Annotated in this window: 19 protein-coding genes and 1 tRNA gene; 12 read left to right on the top strand and 8 right to left on the bottom strand. The window is 73.8% G+C overall.

All coding sequences use genetic code 11. The annotated features are described in order from the left end of the window. From NH602_RS05790 to NH602_RS05770, 5 genes are all read left to right on the top strand, one after another. Positions 1–242 (top strand): hypothetical protein (locus tag NH602_RS05790; RefSeq protein WP_253067221.1); only part of this gene is annotated, 242 nt, incomplete at its 5' end. A 79-nt stretch (positions 243–321) separates the two neighbouring features. Further along, entirely contained in the window at positions 322–1,644 is a 1,323-nt protein-coding gene (locus tag NH602_RS05785; RefSeq protein WP_179762987.1) for an MFS transporter, read from the top strand. After that, the gene (locus NH602_RS05780) at positions 1,641–2,792 is read left to right on the top strand and encodes a DNA polymerase III subunit delta' (protein WP_179761556.1); all 1,152 of its coding nucleotides are present in this window, start codon (positions 1,641–1,643) and stop codon (positions 2,790–2,792) included. Before NH602_RS05785 ends, NH602_RS05780 begins: the two co-directional genes overlap by 4 nt. Beyond that, entirely contained in the window at positions 2,785–3,291 is a 507-nt protein-coding gene (locus tag NH602_RS05775; protein ID WP_179761557.1) for a 2'-5' RNA ligase family protein, read from the top strand. The genes NH602_RS05780 and NH602_RS05775 overlap by 8 nt, the downstream gene beginning before the upstream one ends. 56 nt (positions 3,292–3,347) lie before the next feature. Then, positions 3,348–3,421, top strand: a tRNA-Thr gene (locus NH602_RS05770). 26 nt (positions 3,422–3,447) lie between these two features. On the opposite strand, the gene NH602_RS05765 is transcribed toward NH602_RS05770, so the two are convergent. Together NH602_RS05765 and NH602_RS05760 are read right to left on the bottom strand one after the other, a co-directional pair. Beyond that, positions 3,448–3,627 (bottom strand): hypothetical protein, encoded by a 180-nt coding sequence (locus NH602_RS05765; protein ID WP_253067220.1) that lies wholly within the window; start codon positions 3,625–3,627, stop codon positions 3,448–3,450. Between the two features lie 106 nt (positions 3,628–3,733). Then, positions 3,734–5,320, bottom strand: a complete 1,587-nt coding sequence (locus NH602_RS05760; RefSeq protein ID WP_253067219.1) for a long-chain fatty acid--CoA ligase — start codon at positions 5,318–5,320, stop codon at positions 3,734–3,736. Between the two features lie 109 nt (positions 5,321–5,429). On the opposite strand from NH602_RS05760, the gene NH602_RS05755 reads away from it, so the two are divergent. After that, positions 5,430–6,419 (top strand): zinc-binding dehydrogenase, encoded by a 990-nt coding sequence (locus NH602_RS05755; RefSeq protein WP_253067218.1) that lies wholly within the window; start codon positions 5,430–5,432, stop codon positions 6,417–6,419. Here NH602_RS05755 and NH602_RS05750 read toward each other — a convergent pair. Beyond that, positions 6,406–7,605, bottom strand: coding sequence for a CdaR family transcriptional regulator (locus NH602_RS05750; protein WP_253067217.1), 1,200 nt, complete (start codon positions 7,603–7,605; stop codon positions 6,406–6,408). The two genes, NH602_RS05755 and NH602_RS05750, sit on opposite strands and share 14 nt — an antisense overlap. Positions 7,606–7,714: 109 nt before the next feature. Here NH602_RS05750 and NH602_RS05745 point away from each other — a divergent pair, with 109 nt between their 5' ends. Then, entirely contained in the window at positions 7,715–8,731 is a 1,017-nt protein-coding gene (locus tag NH602_RS05745; RefSeq protein WP_179761560.1) for a polysaccharide deacetylase family protein, read from the top strand. Beyond that, positions 8,728–9,498 carry an SDR family oxidoreductase gene (locus NH602_RS05740; protein WP_179761561.1) on the top strand — a complete coding sequence of 257 codons (771 nt, stop codon included), beginning with the start codon at positions 8,728–8,730 and terminating at the stop codon, positions 9,496–9,498. Before NH602_RS05745 ends, NH602_RS05740 begins: the two co-directional genes overlap by 4 nt. Before the next feature lie 393 nt (positions 9,499–9,891). Here NH602_RS05740 and NH602_RS05735 read toward each other — a convergent pair whose 3' ends face one another. Both NH602_RS05735 and NH602_RS05730 read right to left on the bottom strand, forming a co-directional pair. Further along, on the bottom strand, positions 9,892–10,359 hold the full coding sequence (locus NH602_RS05735; RefSeq protein ID WP_253067216.1) for a hypothetical protein: 468 nt from the start codon (positions 10,357–10,359) through the stop codon (positions 9,892–9,894). After that, a complete protein-coding gene (locus NH602_RS05730; protein WP_253067215.1) occupies positions 10,359–11,642 on the bottom strand; it encodes a molybdopterin-dependent oxidoreductase in 1,284 nt (427 codons plus the stop codon). Before NH602_RS05730 ends, NH602_RS05735 begins: the two co-directional genes overlap by 1 nt. Before the next feature lie 163 nt (positions 11,643–11,805). On the opposite strand from NH602_RS05730, the gene NH602_RS05725 reads away from it, so the two are divergent. Further along, positions 11,806–12,504, top strand: coding sequence for a response regulator transcription factor (locus NH602_RS05725; protein WP_179761564.1), 699 nt, complete (start codon positions 11,806–11,808; stop codon positions 12,502–12,504). Then, entirely contained in the window at positions 12,498–13,622 is a 1,125-nt protein-coding gene (locus NH602_RS05720) for a sensor histidine kinase KdpD (protein WP_179761565.1), read from the top strand. Before NH602_RS05725 ends, NH602_RS05720 begins: the two co-directional genes overlap by 7 nt. A 45-nt stretch (positions 13,623–13,667) precedes the next feature. Here the strand turns inward: NH602_RS05720 and NH602_RS05715 are convergent, their stop codons facing one another. From NH602_RS05715 to NH602_RS05705, 3 genes are read right to left on the bottom strand one after another with little or no spacing between them, the layout of a single operon-like run. After that, positions 13,668–14,468 (bottom strand): maleylpyruvate isomerase N-terminal domain-containing protein, encoded by an 801-nt coding sequence (locus tag NH602_RS05715; RefSeq protein WP_253067214.1) that lies wholly within the window; start codon positions 14,466–14,468, stop codon positions 13,668–13,670. A gap of 20 nt (positions 14,469–14,488) precedes the next feature. Next, positions 14,489–15,310: an SDR family oxidoreductase gene (locus NH602_RS05710; RefSeq protein ID WP_179761567.1), complete on the bottom strand. Its 822-nt coding sequence runs from the start codon at positions 15,308–15,310 to the stop codon at positions 14,489–14,491. 58 nt (positions 15,311–15,368) lie between these two features. Continuing rightward, positions 15,369–16,127 (bottom strand): enoyl-CoA hydratase/isomerase family protein, encoded by a 759-nt coding sequence (locus NH602_RS05705; RefSeq protein WP_253067213.1) that lies wholly within the window; start codon positions 16,125–16,127, stop codon positions 15,369–15,371. Between the two features lie 74 nt (positions 16,128–16,201). On the opposite strand from NH602_RS05705, the gene NH602_RS05700 reads away from it, so the two are divergent. Together NH602_RS05700 and NH602_RS05695 are read left to right on the top strand one after the other, a co-directional pair. Continuing rightward, entirely contained in the window at positions 16,202–16,771 is a 570-nt protein-coding gene (locus NH602_RS05700; protein ID WP_179761569.1) for a TetR/AcrR family transcriptional regulator, read from the top strand. 228 nt (positions 16,772–16,999) lie between these two features. Then, on the top strand, positions 17,000–17,971 hold the full coding sequence (locus tag NH602_RS05695) for an IS481 family transposase (RefSeq protein ID WP_253067222.1): 972 nt from the start codon (positions 17,000–17,002) through the stop codon (positions 17,969–17,971). Positions 17,972–18,128 lie beyond the last annotated feature (157 nt).

Genomic DNA, 18,128 nt, shown 5'->3' with positions numbered 1-18,128 from the left:
CGCCGACCGGCCCGGTGCCCCGGCTGCCCGCCCCGCGTCGCCCCCGCGCGGACGGCGACGAGCCCGTCGGCACGGTCTACCGGCCGCCCGCGGTGTCCGCCCGGCCCCCGGTCGACCTCGACAACGGCCTGCTCGGCTTCTCGCGGCTGACCCGCGGCCGGGTCGGGGCCCGGGTGTTCACGATCGTCTTCGTCCTGATCTACCTGGTGATCCTCGTCCAGACGCTGTCCACCATCGTCTGAGGCAGCGCGTCCGCTGTCGGTCGCCCGGTCTAGCCTGAAGATCCGCACGCCGTGCCGGGTGAGGAGGAGGTGAGCCGCGATCACGACCCCGTCGTCGACGTCGCACCGCCTGACGTCGGTCCTCGCGATCCCCGCCTTCCGCAGGCTCTGGTCGGTCACCGCGGTCACCGCGACCGGCGAGTGGCTGGCGCTGCTGGCGCTCACGTCGCTGGCCACCCACCTCACCGCGGGCGCCGGGTTCACCGCGCAGAGCTTCGCGCTCGGGGGCGTCGTCGCCACCAAACTGGTGCCGTCGCTGCTGTTCGGGCCGCTCGCCGGGGTGCTCGCCGACCGCTTCGACCGGCGCAAGGTCATGGTGACCTGTGACCTCACGAAGTTCGTGCTGCTGCTGTCGATCCCGTTCGTCGGGCAGCTGTGGTGGCTGCTGGTCGTGACCCTGCTCCTCGAGCTGTGCACCATGTTCTGGATCCCGGCGAAGGACGCGGCGGTCCCGAACCTGCTGCGCAGCCCGGCCCAGATGGAGAGTGCGGCGCAGCTGAGCCTGCTGGTGACCTACGGCGTCGCCGTCGTCGGGGGTGCGGGGCTCTTCGCGCTGGTCAGCAAGGTCGGCCCGCTGTTCGGCGCGGACCAGGCGACCACCGTCTACGCGGCGCTGTGCGTCAACGGGTTCGCGTTCCTGGTCTCGGCGCTGGTCGTGTACTTCGCGATCCCGGAGATCTCCGGCCGGGCCACCGAGGCCGAGCGGCGGCACGCCCCGCCGTCGATGCTGTTCCTGCTGCGCGACGGCTACACCTTCGTCGTCCGCACCCCCCTCGTGCGCGGGCTGGTCGTCGGGATCATCGGCGCGTTCACCGCGGGCGGCGCCGTGATCGCGACGGCCAAGCTCTACGCGTCGAGCCTCGGCGGCGGGGATGCGGCGTACTCGATCCTGTTCGCGTCGGTGTTCGCCGGTCTCGCCGCGGGCATGGCCGTCGGTCCGGTGCTGGCCCGGCGGGTGCCGCACCGGCGGCTGTTCGGCAGCGCGATCATCGGGGCCGGGGGGTCGTTGGTCGTCGTGGCGGTGGCGGTGCACCTGTTCATGGCGATCGCCGCGGTGCTGTGCGTGGGTGCGTTCGCCGGGGTCGCGTTCCTGACCGGGCTCACGGTCATCGGCACCGAGGTCGCCGACGGGATCCGTGGTCGGGTCAACGCGTTCGTCCAGTCCCTGGTGCGGCTGGTGCTGCTGGGGGCGATGTCGGTGGTGCCGATCGTCGTCGGCGTCGTGGCGACGCGGACGGTGACCGTCGGCGACACCGCGCTGCTGGTCGACGGCACGCGGTTCGTCCTCGCCGGGGGCGGCATCCTGGCGGCGGTGGTCGGCGTCGTCGCACGCCGGCAGATGACGGAGGAGGGGGCGTCGTGAGCGTGTGGGACGACGTGGTGGGCCAGCCCGCCGCCGTCGCCGAGCTGGACGGGGCGGCGTCGGACCCGACGGCGATGACCCACGCCTGGCTGTTCACCGGTCCGCCCGGCTCCGGCCGGTCGAACGCCGCACGCGCCTTCGCGGCCGCCCTGCAGTGCCGCTACCACGGCTGCGGCGAGTGCACGGCCTGCCGGACCGTCATGGCCGGCACCCACTCCGACGTCCGCGAGATCGTCCCCGAGGGGCTGTCCATCTCGGTCGCCGAGATGCGCTCGCTCGTCCAGCTCGCCGCCCGGAAGCCCGCCACCGGGACCTGGCAGATCGTGATCATCGCCGACGCCGACCGGCTCACCGAGGGCGCGTCGAACGCGCTGCTCAAGGCGGTCGAGGAGCCGGCGCCCGAGACGGTGTTCCTGCTGTGCGCGCCGTCGGACCACCCCGACGACGTGCCCGTCACCATCCGGTCGCGCTGCCGGATGGTGCACCTGCGCAGTCCGGCGCCCGAGGCCGTCGCCGGGGTGCTGCGCGACCGCGACGGCATCGACCCGGACCAGGCGCAGTGGGCGGCGTCGGTGTGCGGCGGCCACGTCGGCCGCGCACGGCGCCTCGCCCGCGACCCGCAGGCCCGCGCCCGGCGCGAGGAGATCCTCGGCGTGCCCACGAAGCTCCGCCGCCTCGGCGACGCGTTCTTCCACGCCGACGTGCTGATCCGCGCGGCCGAAGCCGAGGCCGACGAGCTGCGGTCCTCCCGCGACGAGTCCGAGCGCGAGGAGCTGGCCGTCGCGATGGGCGCCGGCGGCACGGGCAAGGGTGCCGCGTCGGCGGCCCGCTCGGCGAAGGCGGCCGAGCGGGACCTGGAGAAGCGCCAGAAGAGCCGGGCCACCCGGACCCAGCGGGACGCGCTCGACCGCGCCCTGGTCGACCTCGCCGGCTTCTACCGGGACGCGATCGTCGCCGCGACCGGCGCGACGGTGCCGCTGACCAACCCGGACCGCGACCGCGAGATCCGGGTGGCCGCCGCCGAGTGGGGCCCGGAGTCGAGCCTGCGTCGCCTGGAGGCGGTGCTCGCCTGCCGCGACGCGCTGGAGCAGAACGTGAAGCCGCGGATCGCCGTCGAGGCCATGATGACGGCCCTGCACCGTGGATGACCGGCCGCTGATCCTCACGGCCCTGCTCGACGACGCCACGCAGGCCCGGTTCGACGACCTGCGCGAACGGCACTTCCCGGCCGGGCGCAACCACCTCGCCGCGCACCTGACCCTGTTCCACGCCCTGCCCGGCGACGCCGCCGCCGAGCTCGCCACCGACCTCACCGCCGCGACCGACCGCGCCCCGATGACCGCCCTCGTCACCGGCCTGCGGCTCCTCGGCCGCGGGGTCGCGTTCACCCTCGACTGCCCCGAGCTGACCGCGCTGCGCCGCGGCGTCGCCGAGCGGTGGCGGCCGCGCCTCACCCGGCAGGACGCCGGGAAGGCCGACCTGCACGTGACCGTCCAGAACAAGGTCACCCCGGCCGTGGCCCGGGCGCTGCACGACGACCTGGCCGCCGGGTTCGCCCCGTGGGACGCCGGCGTCCCCGGCCTCGCGCTCTGGCGCTACGACGGCGGGCCGTGGGAGCCGGGGCCGCGTTTCCCCTTCTCCGGGTGACCGGTGGGGGCTTGTGAGGGGGCGGGAGCGCGGTCGCTACACTTGCTTCGCACCACGCCGCCTTAGCTCAGTCGGTTAGAGCGACGCACTCGTAATGCGTAGGTCTGGGGTTCGACTCCCCAAGGCGGCTCTGTTCACACAGCGCACCGGCCTCATCTACAGGCTGTCGGAATACCCGTGAAGGGCGTTGCGGCACGGCACGAGGTTCCACGACGGCCAGCCCCCGTCGAGATCGCGGACGATCACGTTGAGCCGGTCCCGCCACGGGGCGAGGTAGGCGACCGAGGTGCCGTCCGGTGAGATCCGCGCGCCGATGCGGGCGGGTGGTGCGGACACCGTGCAGTCGAATCCGTGTCGTCGCGGCCGGGTCGAGTCGACCCGGTGTGAGGTTCGACCGGCCGCCGGCCGGCACCGGTCGACCGGCGGCCGTACCGGAGCCGGGTCAGACCCGATTCGCCCCACCGTCGGCGTAGAGCTCGTCGACGACGGCGCGGTGGCTCCGCTCGACTGCCGCACGCCGCAGTTTGAGCGTCGGGGTGAGCTCGCCGGAGTCACCGGTCCAGGCGCGCGGCAGGACGGCGTGGGCCCGGACCCGCTCGGCCTTGCCGAGCTTCCGGTTCGCGGTGTCGAGCTCCGCCTCGAGCAGCGTACGGGTCCGTGGGTCGGCGACGACCTGCTCGGGAGCACCGTGCAGCCCGTGGAGGGCGAGCTCGGTGAAATCGGGCACGACGAGGGCGACGAGGAAGGGCCGTCCGTCGCCGACGACGAGGACCTGGTCGACCAGGGACGACTCCGCGAGGATGTCCTCGATCCGGCTGGGCGAGATGTTCTCCCCGCCCGCGGTGACGATGAGGTCCTTCTTGCGGCCCGTGACCCTGAGGAACCCGCCCCGCCACTCCCCGAGGTCCCCGGTCCGGAACCATCCGTCGACGAACGAGTCCGCCGTGGCCTGCGGATCGCCGCGGTAGCCGCGGGCGAGATGGGGTCCGTGCACGAGGATCTCGCCGTCGTCGTCGATCCGGACGGCGGTGCCGGGGAGCGGGCGGCCGACCGTCCCGGCCCGGTCCCGGTAGGCGTCGCCCGGCCCGGTGTAGGTCGCGACGGCGGTGGTCTCGCTCAGACCCCAGAGGTCGTGCAGGGGGAGTCCGACCGAGGCGAAGAACTCGTGGGTCGAGGCCGGTAGCGGCGCCGACCCCGTGATCAGCCACTGCGCGCCGTCGAGCCCGAACCGGGGGGCCAGCTGCTCCTGGCCGGCGCCGTCGCGGAGCAGGTCGCGCATCTGCCGTTCGATGCGCTGCCAGATCCGGGGCACCGAGGTGAACAGCCGCGGCCGGACCTGCCGGAGGACGTCGAACAGCGTGGCCGGGTCGGCCACGGTCGTCACGCTCGTGCCGCCGACCAGCGCGGCGTAATGGCCGATCACCCGGTCGACGATGTGCGCGTGGGGGAGGTAGGAGACCGTCGCGCCGCCCTCCAGCCCGACGACGGAGTCCAGGGCGCGGAGCTGGAAGACGATCGCTGCGTGGGTGAGCTCCACGCCCTTGGGCCTCCCGGTCGTCCCCGAGGTGAAGATCAGGGTCGCGACGTCGTCCGGATCCGGCTCGTGGGGGACGAACGCGGGATCGGCCGGCAGCCGGTCCAGCTCGTCGACGGTGACGACCGGGACACCGGCCGGGACGTGGCCCGCCCGCAGCAGGTCGGGATCGGCGACCAGCAGCCGGGCGCCCGCCCGGGCGACGAGCTCGGCGGACTCCGGAGGGGGTGCGGTGACGTACAGGGAGAACGGTGTCGCGCCGGCCATCAGCGCCGCGAGGTCGCTGAGCTGCCACTCCGGCCGGTTCCCGACCAGGAGCGCGACGGTGTCGCCCGGGCGGACCCCGAGCGCACTGAACGCGGACGCGAGCCGGACCGCCCGCCCGGCGTACTCGCGCCGGGTCCAGTGCACCGCGCCGTCGCCCGAGCGGAGTGCGACGGCGTCCGGATCGGCGGTCACGTGGGCGTCGAAGGCGGAGAGCAGGGTGTCCGGCATCCACCGGACGCTAGGTACGCCGGGATCGTCCGCCCAGATGCCCGGCCACCACCGCACGGTGGTGCCCGGCACCATGGCCGGCTCCCGGTGTCGCCCCCAGCCTGGGGAGGTGCCTCATTCCGTCGTTCTCGCCCAGCGGCCCCACGGCCGGATCCGGAGCTCCGACTTCGCGCAGGTCGACGTCGACCGACGGCCCTGTCCCGAGGGCGGGGTCCGGGCACGGACCCGCCACCTCAGCATCGACCCGGCCATCCGCGGCTGGCTCGACGACCGTCCGAGCTACCTCCCGCCGGTCGGGGTGGGCGAGGTCGTCCGCTCGCTCGGTATCGCCGTGGTCGAGGAGTCCCGGCACCCGGACCTCGCTCCGGGGGACGTGCTCCGTGGGTTCACCGGCTGGCAGGAGGAGGTGCTGATCGAGGACCCGCAGCGGTGGGACCGGCTCCCCGACGCCTCGACCGCACGGCTGGGCGTCCTCGGTATGACGGGCCTGACGGCGTGGGTGGGCATGGGGGACATCTGCGCGCCGCGTGCGGGGGAGACGGTGTTCGTGTCCGCCGCCGCCGGCGCGGTCGGTTCGACCGCGGTCCAGCTGGCCCGGCTCGCAGGGGCGCGCGTCGTCGCGAGTGCGGGCGGCCCGCGCAAGTGCGCGCTGCTCACCGGCACCCTCGGTGTCGACGCGGTCGTCGACCACCGGGCCGACGACTGGGCGGACCAGCTCCGCGACGCGACCCCGGACGGGGTGGACGCGGTGTTCGAGAACGTCGGCGGACCGCTGATGGAGGCCGTCCTGGACCGGATGAACAACGGGGGCCGGATGGCGCTGTGCGGCCTGATCGCCGGGTACAACGACGTCGTCCGGCCCCCGGGGCCGCGGAACTTCGGCCTGCTGGTGACCAAGCGCATCCGGGCCGAGGGGTTCATCGTGGTCGATCACGCCGACCGTGCGGCGCAGTGCGAGGCCGAGCTCGGAGCGCAGGTCGAGGCGGGCAGGCTGCGTGCGTTCGAGACGGTGGTGGAGGGCTTCGACAACGTCGTCGGGACGTTCGTCGACTCCTTCGGCGGCGACCACGTGGGGAAACTGGTGGTCAGCCTCGGGTGAGGGGCGCGAGCTCGACCGCGACCCGCAGCACCGCGGACCTCGGATCCACCGGCACCGGGAGCAGCGCCGCGACCCGTTCGAGCCGCTTCACGACGGTGTTGGGGTGCACGGTGAGCCTGCGGGCCGTGCGGGTCGGGCTGCCCAGCTCGGCCAGCCAGATCCGCAGGGTCTGCAGGAGCTCGGTGTGGGCGGGGTCGGCGAGAGGGCCGAGCAGGGCTCCCGCCCAGGGCGCGGCGAGATCGGGGTCACCGTCGGCCAGGGCCAGCACCACGACGTCGTCGAACCGGACCAGCGGGCCGTCGACCCGGTGCGTGGCGAGCCGGTGTGCCTGCGCCGCCTCCCGGTGCGAGGCACGGAACCCGGCGATCCCCCGGTGCAGGCTGCCGAGGGCCAGCCGTAGTCCCGACGTGCCGGACGTCCAGTCCTCGACCTCGCCACCGGAGAACCAGCCGTGGACGGCCGTGGGGCCGTCCGGGACCGCGACGAGCTGACGGGGACGGGCGAGGGCGCGCAGCCGGGCGACCGCACTGTCGAGCTCGGCGGAGGTGGCGTGCGGACCCCAGATCACGAAGGCGGTGTGGGTGTCCGCGAAGCGGTAGCCCAGGCGCGCCTCGGCCGCTCCGGCCTCCGCGGTTCCCGCGAGCACGTCGGCGAGCACCGCCCGGAGGTCGGAGGCGTCGCGCTGACGCAGGAGCTCGCGCTCCTGGACGTAGGCCGCGGTCGCGGAGGCGCAGGCGGTGCGCAGGTAGCGGAAGAGCTGGTCCAGCACGGTCTCGAGGGCGTCGGCCCTGCGGGCGTCGGGCACGGCGGTCTCGCGCAGGTGCGCCGCGAAGGTCGCGACGATCACGTCCGCGGCGGCGTCGTAGGCGAGGACCAGGTCGGCCAGGTCGGTCCCGGCCCTGGCCCGGCGGCGGGCCCAGCGTTCCGCAGGCCGGCCCAGCTGTATCCGCACCCCTGGCGTCGCCGACCGTGCCGCATCCCGCAGCAGCGGTACGTGGGAGTCCAGGGCCTCGCGGAGCAGACGACGGTCCGTGTCGTCGAGCGCCACCGCGGGGGTGGCGGCGACGACGGCGTCGTACATGTCCTCGACGATGCGGGCGGTGCACTGGTCGAGCCAGGTGACGAACTCCGCGGCGGGTGGGTGCGACGGCGTCGTCGGCCCGGCTCCGGTCCCGGAGCTCGGCATGGGCGCATCGTAGGGCCGTCCGCGGCCCGCCCGGGTGTGCCGGGACCACACCGGGCGGTGTGCGCCGGACGGGTCGCGGGGGTCCGGCGGCGCCCCCCACGCTCGACCCATGACCGACACCACCGCGCTCAGCGACGAGAGCGGACGCGCGCAGGAGCCGCTGCGGCTCGCCGTCACGCTCGACGACCCGTTCATGTGGAGAGGCGCCGGCTTCCCTGCCGGCTACGACCCCGACGTCGTGCTCGGCCGGCTGTGCGACGCGTTCGAGCGGTACCGGGTCCCGGAGGTGTACGCGTTCACCTCCACCGCGCCGGTCGAGGACCACCCGCACTGGCTCTCGGCGCTCGACCGCTGGACCGCACGCGGCCACCACGTCGCGGCGCACACCCACTCGCACGCCAGTCTCAACTGGACCGACGTCCCGTCCTACGTCGCCGATCTCGACCGCAACCTCGAGCTGCTCGAACCGTGGCTGGCGAAGGCTCCCACCCGGTACTTCCGCTACGCCTTCGACATGTGGGGCGACACGCGGGACAAGACCGACCGGGTGCAGACCCACCTCGCCCGTCGTGGCCTCCTGCCCGCACCGATCACCCACTGGTTCTACGACGTGCAGTTCCTCGTGGCCTACCTGCGCACCCTGAGCACCGGCGACACCGAGGCCGCGGCCTGGGTGCGACGCCGGTTCGCCGAGACGGCGGTCGACGCGCTCCGCAACCAGGCCGCCGCGGCCCGGGAAGTGTTCGGCAGGCAGCCGCCCCACATCGCGCTCATCCACGGCACCCCGATCGCCGCCGACGCCTACGCCGAGGTGCTGGCCGCGTACGCGGCCGCCGGCGTCCAGTTCGTCACGCTGGAGGAGGCGATGAGCGACCCGGCGAACCAGATCGTGCCCCCGACGGTGACCCGGTACTTCCGCAACTCCACGCAGAAGTGGGCCGAGCACGCGGGGATCGGCGTCGCCGACACGCCGCCACGCATCCTGAACGACGTGCAGCGCTGCTGCCCGGTCGAGGGGATGACCGAGTCCGACCTGCTCGGCCCGGCCCTCGTCGCCGCGGCCCTGGCCGTCGGCTCCGAGCCGGTGGCGACCGACCTGGACTGGAACCCGGCGGCGGACGCATGACGGACCTGTTCGACGTCACCGGCCGGACGGTCGTCGTCACCGGCGGGACCCGGGGCATCGGTGCGATGGTCGCCGAGGGTCTGCTCGACGCCGGGGCCCGGGTCCTGGTGACCTCCCGCAAGGCCGACGCGTGCCGGGCGGCGGGTGAACGGCTCGGCTGCCCCGCGGTGCCCGCGGACGTGAGCACGCCCGAGGGGATCGCCGCCGTGCGCGACGGCGTGGACACGGAGTTCGGCGGGTCCCTCGACGTGCTGGTCAACAACGCGGGCGTGACCTGGGGCGCCCCGCTCGACACCTTTCCCCGCAAGGGATGGGACCGCGTGCTGAGCACCAACGTCGTCGGCCTGTTCGAGCTCACCACGGCGCTGCTGCCGGCGCTGCGCCGCGCGGCGAGCGCCGAGCACCCGGCACGGGTGGTGAACATCGGGTCGGTCGACGGGCTGCGGGTACCGATGTTCGAGAACTACTCATACTCGGCGAGCAAGGCCGCGGTGCACATGATGACCCGCCACCTCGCCGCCGTCCTCGCGCCGGATCGGGTGCTCGTCAACGCGGTCGCACCGGGTGCGTTCCCGAGTGACATGACGGCCGCGGCGCTCGCGTCGGATTCCGGCCGGGCGCTGCTGGAGAAGGCCGTTCCGCTCCGGCGGCTCGGCACCGCGGACGACATCGTCGGCGCCATCCGCTACCTCGCCTCGCCCGCCGGGTCGTACGTCACCGGCGTCGTCCTGCCGGTGGACGGTGGGATCGCGGGGTGCAGCGCCTGACAGCGGCACCGACGAAGCGAGTCCACGGGGGTGACCGGTCCGGCGTGCGCGGCGGCCTGACGGCACGGATCAGCACACGGGGACGGGGCGCCGGGCCCTGGCCAGCTCCACGATGTCGCCGCGGCCCGGTCGCGCGGCCCACCGGCCGCGGACGGTGAGGCAGTGGCGCGCCGCCCGGTCCCGCAGGGCCTGCCCGTACGAGCCGGCCCGGCCCGCACCCGAGGTCCGGGGTCGGTCCGGTGCACCGCCGCACCACGTCGATGTCCGTGGGGCCGGGGCCGGCCCGCCAGCGCGCCGGATCGAGCAGCTGCAGCGACCCGGTGGGGTGGTGGACCTCGAAGGCCTCCCCGCTCAGCAGGTCGTCGACGAGGGTTGCCCGCGGTGCGGGGCGCATCACCGGTCCCCGGTCAGCGCGGCGTGTGCCGAGCGGAGGACGTAGACCAGGGCGGACGTGCCGGCGAACACGGCGACCAGCAGGAACCAGGCCGTGGCATAGGGCTGCTGGTCGAAGCCCGTCGCCGCCAGATGGGTCTCCTCGCCCTGGCGGACGATGCCGGGGAGGAAGACGAGCAACGTGAGCCCGGACGCCAGGAGCGGCAACCGGACGTGGTTGACGAGCGGGATCCGTCCGTGGCGGTGCAGCCGTCCGGAGACGGTGGTCAGTGCGCGGTCCACTGCGGAGTAGAGCGGGAACAGGACGACGTCGTGCACGAGGGCCACCCCGACGAACCAGACGAGGATGCGGAGCGCGGAGGGGTCGTCGAGCAGCAGCAGCGCTGCGTAGCCGGCCACGGCGAAGCCTGCGACGAGGAGGAGCAGGTGTCCCGGCCCGGCACCGTAGACGCTCGTGAAGCGCGTCATCACGCCTCCCGGAAGTCGATGGAGCGGACCCATTTCGTGCAGTGCACGCCAGGGGTGGAGGGGGTGATGATCCGAGCGGGGAAGCCGTGGTCGAGCGACAGGTCGTGGCCGTCCACCCGCAGGGCCAGCAGGCTGTCGGGATGGAGCACCCGGGCCCCCGGCACCGCCGCCCGGCCGAACCCGCCCGGGTCGAAGGAGGTCACCACCGCCGACGCCGGGGTGGGGACGCCCGCCAGCGCGGCCAGGTCCCGCAGCCGCACCCCGGTCCACGTGCGCACGGCCGACCAGCCCTCCACGCACGCCAGCGGCAGGGTCGCGGTGTGCAGCGGCAGCTCCGCACCGCCGTCGAGGAGCCGGGCCCGGTCGAGGACGAACGGTGCCGGGCCGCCGACGAGCTCCAGACGCCAGACCTCCGGGTCGACGGCGGACCGGTCGATCCCCGCCGCGGCCGCGGTCCGGTTGATCGGGAAGTCGTTGCCGGGAGGGCCGTCCGGCACCCGTCCCCGCGGCAGCAGGAACGCGAGCGGACGCAGCGGCTCCACGGTCTGCCCGACCGTGAGCGCGGCGATCAGCAGTGAGCCGCCGCCCACCACGGCCAGGGCGCCCCGCCGGCTCATGGTCGGTGCGGCCGGTCGTTCCGCGACGAGATCGCCGCCGGTCTCCTCCGGACGTGTCCGGGACAGCGGTGTGCGCAGCTCGGCCCGCAGCGACCGGGACCGCAGGGCGCGGACCGCCGCGGGGAGCTTCAGGACGACATGGACGGCGAAGGCCGCCATGAACACCCAGGCGCCCAGGTAGTGCGCGGTGTAGAAGCTGAAGCCGAACACGTAGTCGTACTGGATGTTGAGAACACCGGTGACGATCTCGAACAGGATGCTCCCCACCAGCAGCGGTAGCGACAGCCGCTCCAGCAGGTGGGCGACGCTGCGGACCGGCGGGAACACGAACAGGGCCGGCAGGACCGACCACAGCTTCGCCAGCACGACCGGGATCAGGACGAGTCCGAGTCCGACATGGACGCCCTGGGTGAGCCGGAACAGCCACGGCGGGTCCGACGGGAACACGATGTCGGGTGGGCGCAGCAGCCCGACGTCGCCCGGAATCTGTTGGCCGGGGCCGTAGGCGACGTAGTCGAGCAGCCCCGTCACCGCGACGACCGGAAGCCCCACCAGCAGCACCACACCGAGGACGGCGGTGAGCCACGGACCCCGGATGGGGCTGCGGAAGCGGGGACCCGGTGGACGGGCCCCTCGGGGCGGTGGGGCGGTGCCCGTCTCGGTCATACCGGCTCCTTCGTCGTGGACGGAGCCGAACGTAGGGAGCGGATGCCCGGGGGTGGGGGCTTCGCCGGGGTCCGTAAGAAACCCCTAACAACTGGCCGCCGGGCAGTTCTTACCGATCGGTGACGGATCCCCCGGGATCACCGCGCGACGGCCTAGGGTCACCGTGGTGGCTGCCGCGCGGGTCCTGCTCGTGGAGGACGACGAGAACGTCCGGGAGGTCGTCCGGCGCTACCTCGGCGACGGTGGGCACGAGGTGCTCGAGGCCGCGGACGGTGTGACCGGTCTGCGGACGGCGCTGGAGCGGGCGCCCGATGTGGTCGTCCTCGACCTCATGCTGCCCGGCCGGCACGGCCTGTCGGTCTGCCGGGAGCTGAAGGCGCAGCGGCCGGACCTTCCGGTCGTGCTGCTCACCGCGCTCGGCGAGGAGCACGACCGCGTCCGCGGGCTCGAGCTCGGCGCCGACGACTACGTCACCAAGCCGTTCAGTCCGCGCGAGCTGACCCTGCGGGTCGCCTCCGTGCTCCGCAGGGCCGCCCCGGCGGTGGGCTCCGGCATCCTCGTCGACGGCGACCTGCACCTGGACCGCGGTGCCCGCCGGGCCGTCCTCGCCGGTGCACCGTTGAGCCTGACCGGCCGCGAGTACGACCTGCTCGAGTACCTGCTGCTGCATCCGGGCCGGGCCTTCACCCGGCCCGAGCTGCTGGCCGGTGTCTGGGGATGGGAGTTCGGTGACCAGTCCACGGTCACCGTCCACGTGCGACGGCTCCGGGAGAAGGTCGAACGCGACCCGACCCGTCCCCGTCGGATCGCCACGGTCTGGGGCGTCGGCTATCGCTACGACCGGACGGCGTCACCGTGCTGAGCGAGGTCCTGCTGGCCGCGCTGCCCGCCGTCCTCATCACGCTGGCGGTGACCGGGCTCGGTGTGGCGCTGCTGCAGCGGCTCCGGCGCCGTTCCCTGTCCGCGGCGACGACGGCGCTGGTGATCCTGCCCCTGGTCGCCGCGTTCTCCGGCGTCCTCGTCGTGTCCGGGTTCATGTACACGCCCCAGCTGCTGGGGACCCTCGTCGCCTGTCTGGTCGCCGCGGTCGTGACCGTGCCCGCCGCTCTGCTGCTGGGCCGCACCCTGGCCCGCGAGGCGTTGTGGCAGCACGAGGCGCGCGCCGCCGAGCGACAGGCCGAGCAGTCCCGCCGGGACCTGGTGGCCGGGATGAGCCACGACCTCCGCTCGCCGCTGGCCGGGGTCCGCGCGATGACCGACGCCGTGCTCGACCAGGTGGTCAGCGACCCGGCCGAGGTCCGTGAGTACGTCAGCCGGATCCGCCACGAGACCCTGCGGATGTCGGGCATGGTCGACGACCTGTTCCAGCTCTCGCGGGCCACCTCCGGAACCCTGCAGCTCAACCTGCAACGTGTGTCCCTGGCCGAGGTGGCCTCCGAGGCCGTCGCCGCCGGGGCGGAGGTCGCGCGGGCCGCCGGGGTCACTGTGGACGCCGACCGGCCCGGGGACTGGCCACACGCCCTGGGCAGCGAGACCGACCTGCTCCGGGTCCTGGGCAACCTGCTCGGCAACGCCGTCCGGCACACCCCGGCCGGCGGCTCCGTCCTGCTCACCGCAGGTGCGGCGGAGGGTACGGTGTGGATCCGTGTCGAGGACGGCTGCGGCGGCATCCCCGACGCCGAGCTCCCCCGCATCTTCGAGGTCGGGTTCCGCGGGACCGGCGCCCGCACGCCCACCGATCGGGCCGGAGCGGGACTGGGCCTCGCGGTCGCCCGTGGCCTCGTGCACGCCCAGGGCGGCAGCCTCTCGATCGCCAACCACGGGCCCGGGTGCCGGGCGGAGATCCGGCTGTCGCCGCCCGACGCGACCGGTGCGCGACCGCAGGCGCCGGCTCACGCGGGCGACCTCACCGAGGCCCTCCCCCGACGACGGGGCCCGGACGTGTCGGACGGGGCCGCTCCACGCCGGGGTCGCCCGTAGCGGCGGTGAGCTCCATCCGAAGCGGCACGGACGGCAGGGTCTCCGTCAGTAGCCGGGGAACAGGTCGGTCAGGTCCGCGCGGGACACACCTGCGGTGACGTCGAGCCGATCGTCGTCCCGCAGTTCCGGGTCGAGGCGGCCGTAACAGAGCCTGACGAGTGCGTCGACCGTGCCGCGCACCTGCGCGGTCCCGTGGTCGCCGTCCACGAGGGCGACGGTGTCGGGCCGGATGACCAGTGTCGCCTCCGGCGCGCCGTCGGTGGGCCGGAGCGTGACGTCGGCGGGCGCGAGCCGGACCCGGACGTCGGCCGCATGGAAGCGGCCGGCGATCAGGCCCAGACGTGCCCACAGGACCGCGGCCGTGCCGGGGGCGAGACGGGCGGACGGGTCGAGGGCGACAGCGACGTCCCAGGTGTGCACCGCGTGCTCGGAGAGGCGGTAACCGGTGTACTCGGCGACGTCGAGCGGGCCGACGAAGTAGGGCACCCTCAGGTGCCGGCGCTGCCCGGGGGTGAGGCCCTGGAGCAACGCCAGATGACGGGCGTCCTGCTCACGTCGTCCGTCGGCCTGTTCCTGCGGGGTCATGGCGTTCCAGCGGTCCCAGATGCCGGTCATGACGTGCCGGTCGACGGTGTCGGTGGCACCGTCGAGGGCACGGCCGACGAGCACGGTCCCGATCTCGGCGCCGCTGCCCAGGTGGGACAGGACCTGGGCGACCGACCACCCGGGCAGCCGGGTGGGGGCGGTCAGCCCCGTGGTGTCGAGCCGGTCCAGGAGCGCGTGGGAGGCGGCGAGGGAGTCGATCATCGCGTCGGGGTCGGTGAGAGCGGCGGTGGCGGCGGTCATGGGGTGGTCCTCCGGATGGCTCAGATGCTGCGGTGGTGACGTACCGCGGCCTCGAGGTCGGCGAGGCGGGGTGCGAGCTGGGTGTCGACGGCGAGCGGGTCGCGGGCGTGCAGCTGCTGCATCGCGCGGCGGGTGGGGAGCGAGGTGTTGATCTCGTGCTCGTCGCGGGCGAGAGCGTCGAGGACGTCCGCGACGACGTCCGGGACCGGGCGGCGGCCGAAGCCGAGATCCTCGCCTGCGGTGGAGCTGTCCATCATCGCGGTGGTGGTCGCTCCGGGGTAGACGGTGGCCACGTGCACCCCGGTGCCGTGCAGCTCGCGGCGCAGGGCGTGTCCGAACGCCGCGACACCGGTCTTCGTGGCGGCGTAGACGGTGTAGAAGGGCAGCCCCACCAGGGCGATACCGCTGGCGATGGTGAGCACGACCGAGGTGGGTCCGTGCGCGGCCGCGCCGGCACGGAGGTCGGGCAGTGCGGCGCGGGTCAGCAGGATCGGCGCGGTGAGGTTGAGGTCGACCATCGCGCGCACGTCGTCGGAGTCGTGGTTCTCGAGGCGGCCCGCGCGGACGTTGCCGGCGTTGTTCACCAGCAGGTCCAGACCGCCGAGGCGCTCGCGGGCGGTGGCGACGACGCTGTCCGGCGCAGCCGGGTCGGTGACGTCGAGGGCGTACACGTGGGCGCTGCCGCCCGCGGCGACGACGAGCTCCGCGGTCTCGTGCAGGGGCGCCTCGCGTCGGCCGACGAGCAGGAGGTGCCCGCCGCGCGCAGCGAGGGCCACGGCGAGACCGCGGCCGATCCCGCTGCCCGCTCCGGTGACGACTCCCCGTCGGTGGTTCAGGTCCATGGTCACTCCTCGTGACGGTCGGGCCGGGGCGCCCGGACCGGGCGCCCCGCCCCTGCGGTCAGCCCGCCTGGTAGGCGAGGTCGGCGGCGGTGAGGCCCTCGAGCGCCATGCCGTAGGGGACGGACTCGATCAGCCGGCGCAGCAGGCGCTGGTTGAGGGTCTGCTTCTGCAGGCTGCGGTAGAGCGCGGGCTTCGCCGCGAGCGTGCGCGCGATCTCGAGGCCGCGGGCGTAGGCCTGCTCGTGCGGCACGACCTCGTTGACCACGCCCCACTGCAGGGCGGTCGCGGCGTCGACGGTCTCGCCGGTCCACAGCAGCCACTTGGTACGGGCGGTTCCGACGGCCTCCTCCCAGACGACCTGCAGGCCGTCCCCCGCGGTGATGCCGAAGGCAGGGTGCGGGAAGTCGCCGTAGGTGGCCCGGTCGGAGGCGATGTGGATGTCGGTGAGCAGCAGGTACTCCGAGTGCACGGTGGCCGGGCCGTTGGCCACCCCGATGACGGGCATCGGCAGGCCGAGCAGGCGCTGCAGCACGGCGAGACCCTCGCGGCGGATCTTCTCCCAGTGCGCGGGCCTGAAGATCTCGCCCAGGCTCGCGCCGTCGATGGAGTCCATGAACACGTCGCCGGTGCCGGTGAGCACGAGTGCGCGGTTGTCGGGGTCGTGGGCGATGTCCTCCAGGGCCTTCGGCAGGTCCTCGTGGGTGGTGCCGGTGAACGTGATCGGCCCGCCGTCGGTGTGGAAGCGCAGGGTGAGTACGCCGTCGTCGGAGCGCTCGAACGCGAGGTTCTCGTAGCGGTCGAAGTACGGAGGGGTCATGAGAGGCACCTTTCAGACAGACAGGTCTGTTCGCATCGACTACGTTAGACAGGTCTGTCTGTTATCGTCAAGTCATGAACACGACGGAGCGGCGGCCGCCGGTACGGGAGCGACTCCTGCAGACCGCGGACCGGCTGTTCTACGCCGAGGGCATCCACGCCGTGGGGATCGACCGGATCCTCGCCGAGGCACGGGTGGCGAAGGCCAGCCTCTACGGGCACTTCGGCGGCAAGGACGCGCTGGTGGAGGCCTATCTCGACGGTCGAAGCACCGGCTGGCGGGCGCACGTCGAGGCCGAGCTGCCCGGTAGGGCCACCGAGCCGGCCGAACGACTGCTCGCGGTCTTCGACATGTTGGGGGAATGGTTCGCCGAGCCCGGCTACCGCGGCTGCCCGTTCATCAACGTCGGTGCCGAGTGCGGGACGGAAGGATCGGTCGCCGCGGTGCTCGACCGCCACCGGGCCTGGGTGCGCGACCTGTTCGCCGGCCTGCTGACGGAGGCCGGGCATCCCCGGCCCGCGGCCACGGCCAGGCAGCTGTCCCTGCTCTACGACGGTGCCATGGTCGCCGCCCAGCTCGACGGCGATCCGTCCGCGGCCGTCGACGCGCGCGACGCGGCGCGGCGGCTCGTCGAAGGGGCCTGAGGGCATCGCGGGTGGGTGGCGGTACCCGCCGGCTCGCCGGGGGTGCACGGCCACGCCCCCGACCGGTCGTCGACCGTGCCGCGGCCCTCCGCGCGACGACGCCCGGCGCGCGCTGCGCTAGATGTAGTGCCCATGACCGTTGTTGACGGCGTGGCGGCTTGAAATCAGGGAGACCTCCGGGCGAGGTGTGAGTTGTCGACGCTCACCCCGAACCACCCGGAGGTCTCCGTGGCCCACCGTAATGCCCGCCTGACCGAGCACGGACGCAAGCTGCTGGTCGAGCGTGTCATCGACCACCGACGCCCGGTCGCCCACGTCGCCGCCGAACTCGGGATCTCCCGCGCGACCGGTCACAAGTGGATCGCCCGCTATCGCGCCGAAGGCGAAGCCGGACTACGCGACCGTTCCAGCCGCGCCCACCGCATCCCCGGGCGCACCCGACCCGAACTCGAACAGCAGGTCCTCGCGCTACGCCGCGAACGCAAACTCGGCCCGCACCGCATCGGACCACTACTCGGCCTGCCCGCCTCGACAGTGCACGCGATCCTGACCCGCCACCAGATGTCACGGCTGGCCTGGATGGACCGCCCCACCGGGCAGGTGATCCGCCGCTACGAACGTGAACGCCCCGGCGAACTCGTCCACGTCGATGTGAAGAAGCTCGGCCGGCTACGCGACGGCGGCGGCTGGCGGGTCCACGGCCGCGACAGCCTCGAACGGCGTCGCGCCCGCTACGGGCCCCGAGTCGGTTTCGACTTCGTCCACGCCGCGATCGACGACCACACCCGCCTGGCCTACGCCGAGATCCACCCCGACGAACGCGCGCAGACCTGCGCCGGGTTCCTCCGCCGGGCGGCGTCGTTCTTCGCCGAGCACGGCATCGCCCAGGTCGAACGGGTGATGACCGACAACGCGCTGGCCTACCGGCGCTCCGCGGCCTGGCGCGAGGCACTGACCGAGATCGGCGCCCAGGCCCGGTTCACCCGCCGCTACCGCCCACAGACCAACGGCAAAGCCGAACGGTTCAACCGAACACTGGCCGAGGAATGGGCCTACCAGCGTCCTTTCACCAGCAACGACGAGCGCGCCGCCGCGCTACCGGACTGGCTACACACCTACAACCACCACCGCTGCCACACCGCCATCGGCGGCCGACCACCCATCACCCGCGTCAACAACGGGGCTGGGAGTTACAGCTAGAGCCCGACCGCCCGTCGTCCGGACCCTCGACATCCCCACCACCATCATCCGGTCCGCGACATCGGCCGGCTGACGGCGACGATCTTCGCCGGACCTCCCCGGTTCCTCGGCCGCACCCTCGACCTCGCCGGGGACGCGCTCACGGGGGGAGCTGGCC

The sequence above is a fragment of the Pseudonocardia sp. McavD-2-B genome, assembly GCF_024124365.1.
In the GTDB taxonomy this organism is placed as follows: domain Bacteria; phylum Actinomycetota; class Actinomycetes; order Mycobacteriales; family Pseudonocardiaceae; genus Pseudonocardia; species Pseudonocardia alni.
The sequence above is the reverse complement of the archived record's forward strand: the minus strand, read 5'-3'. Positions and strand labels throughout refer to the sequence as shown.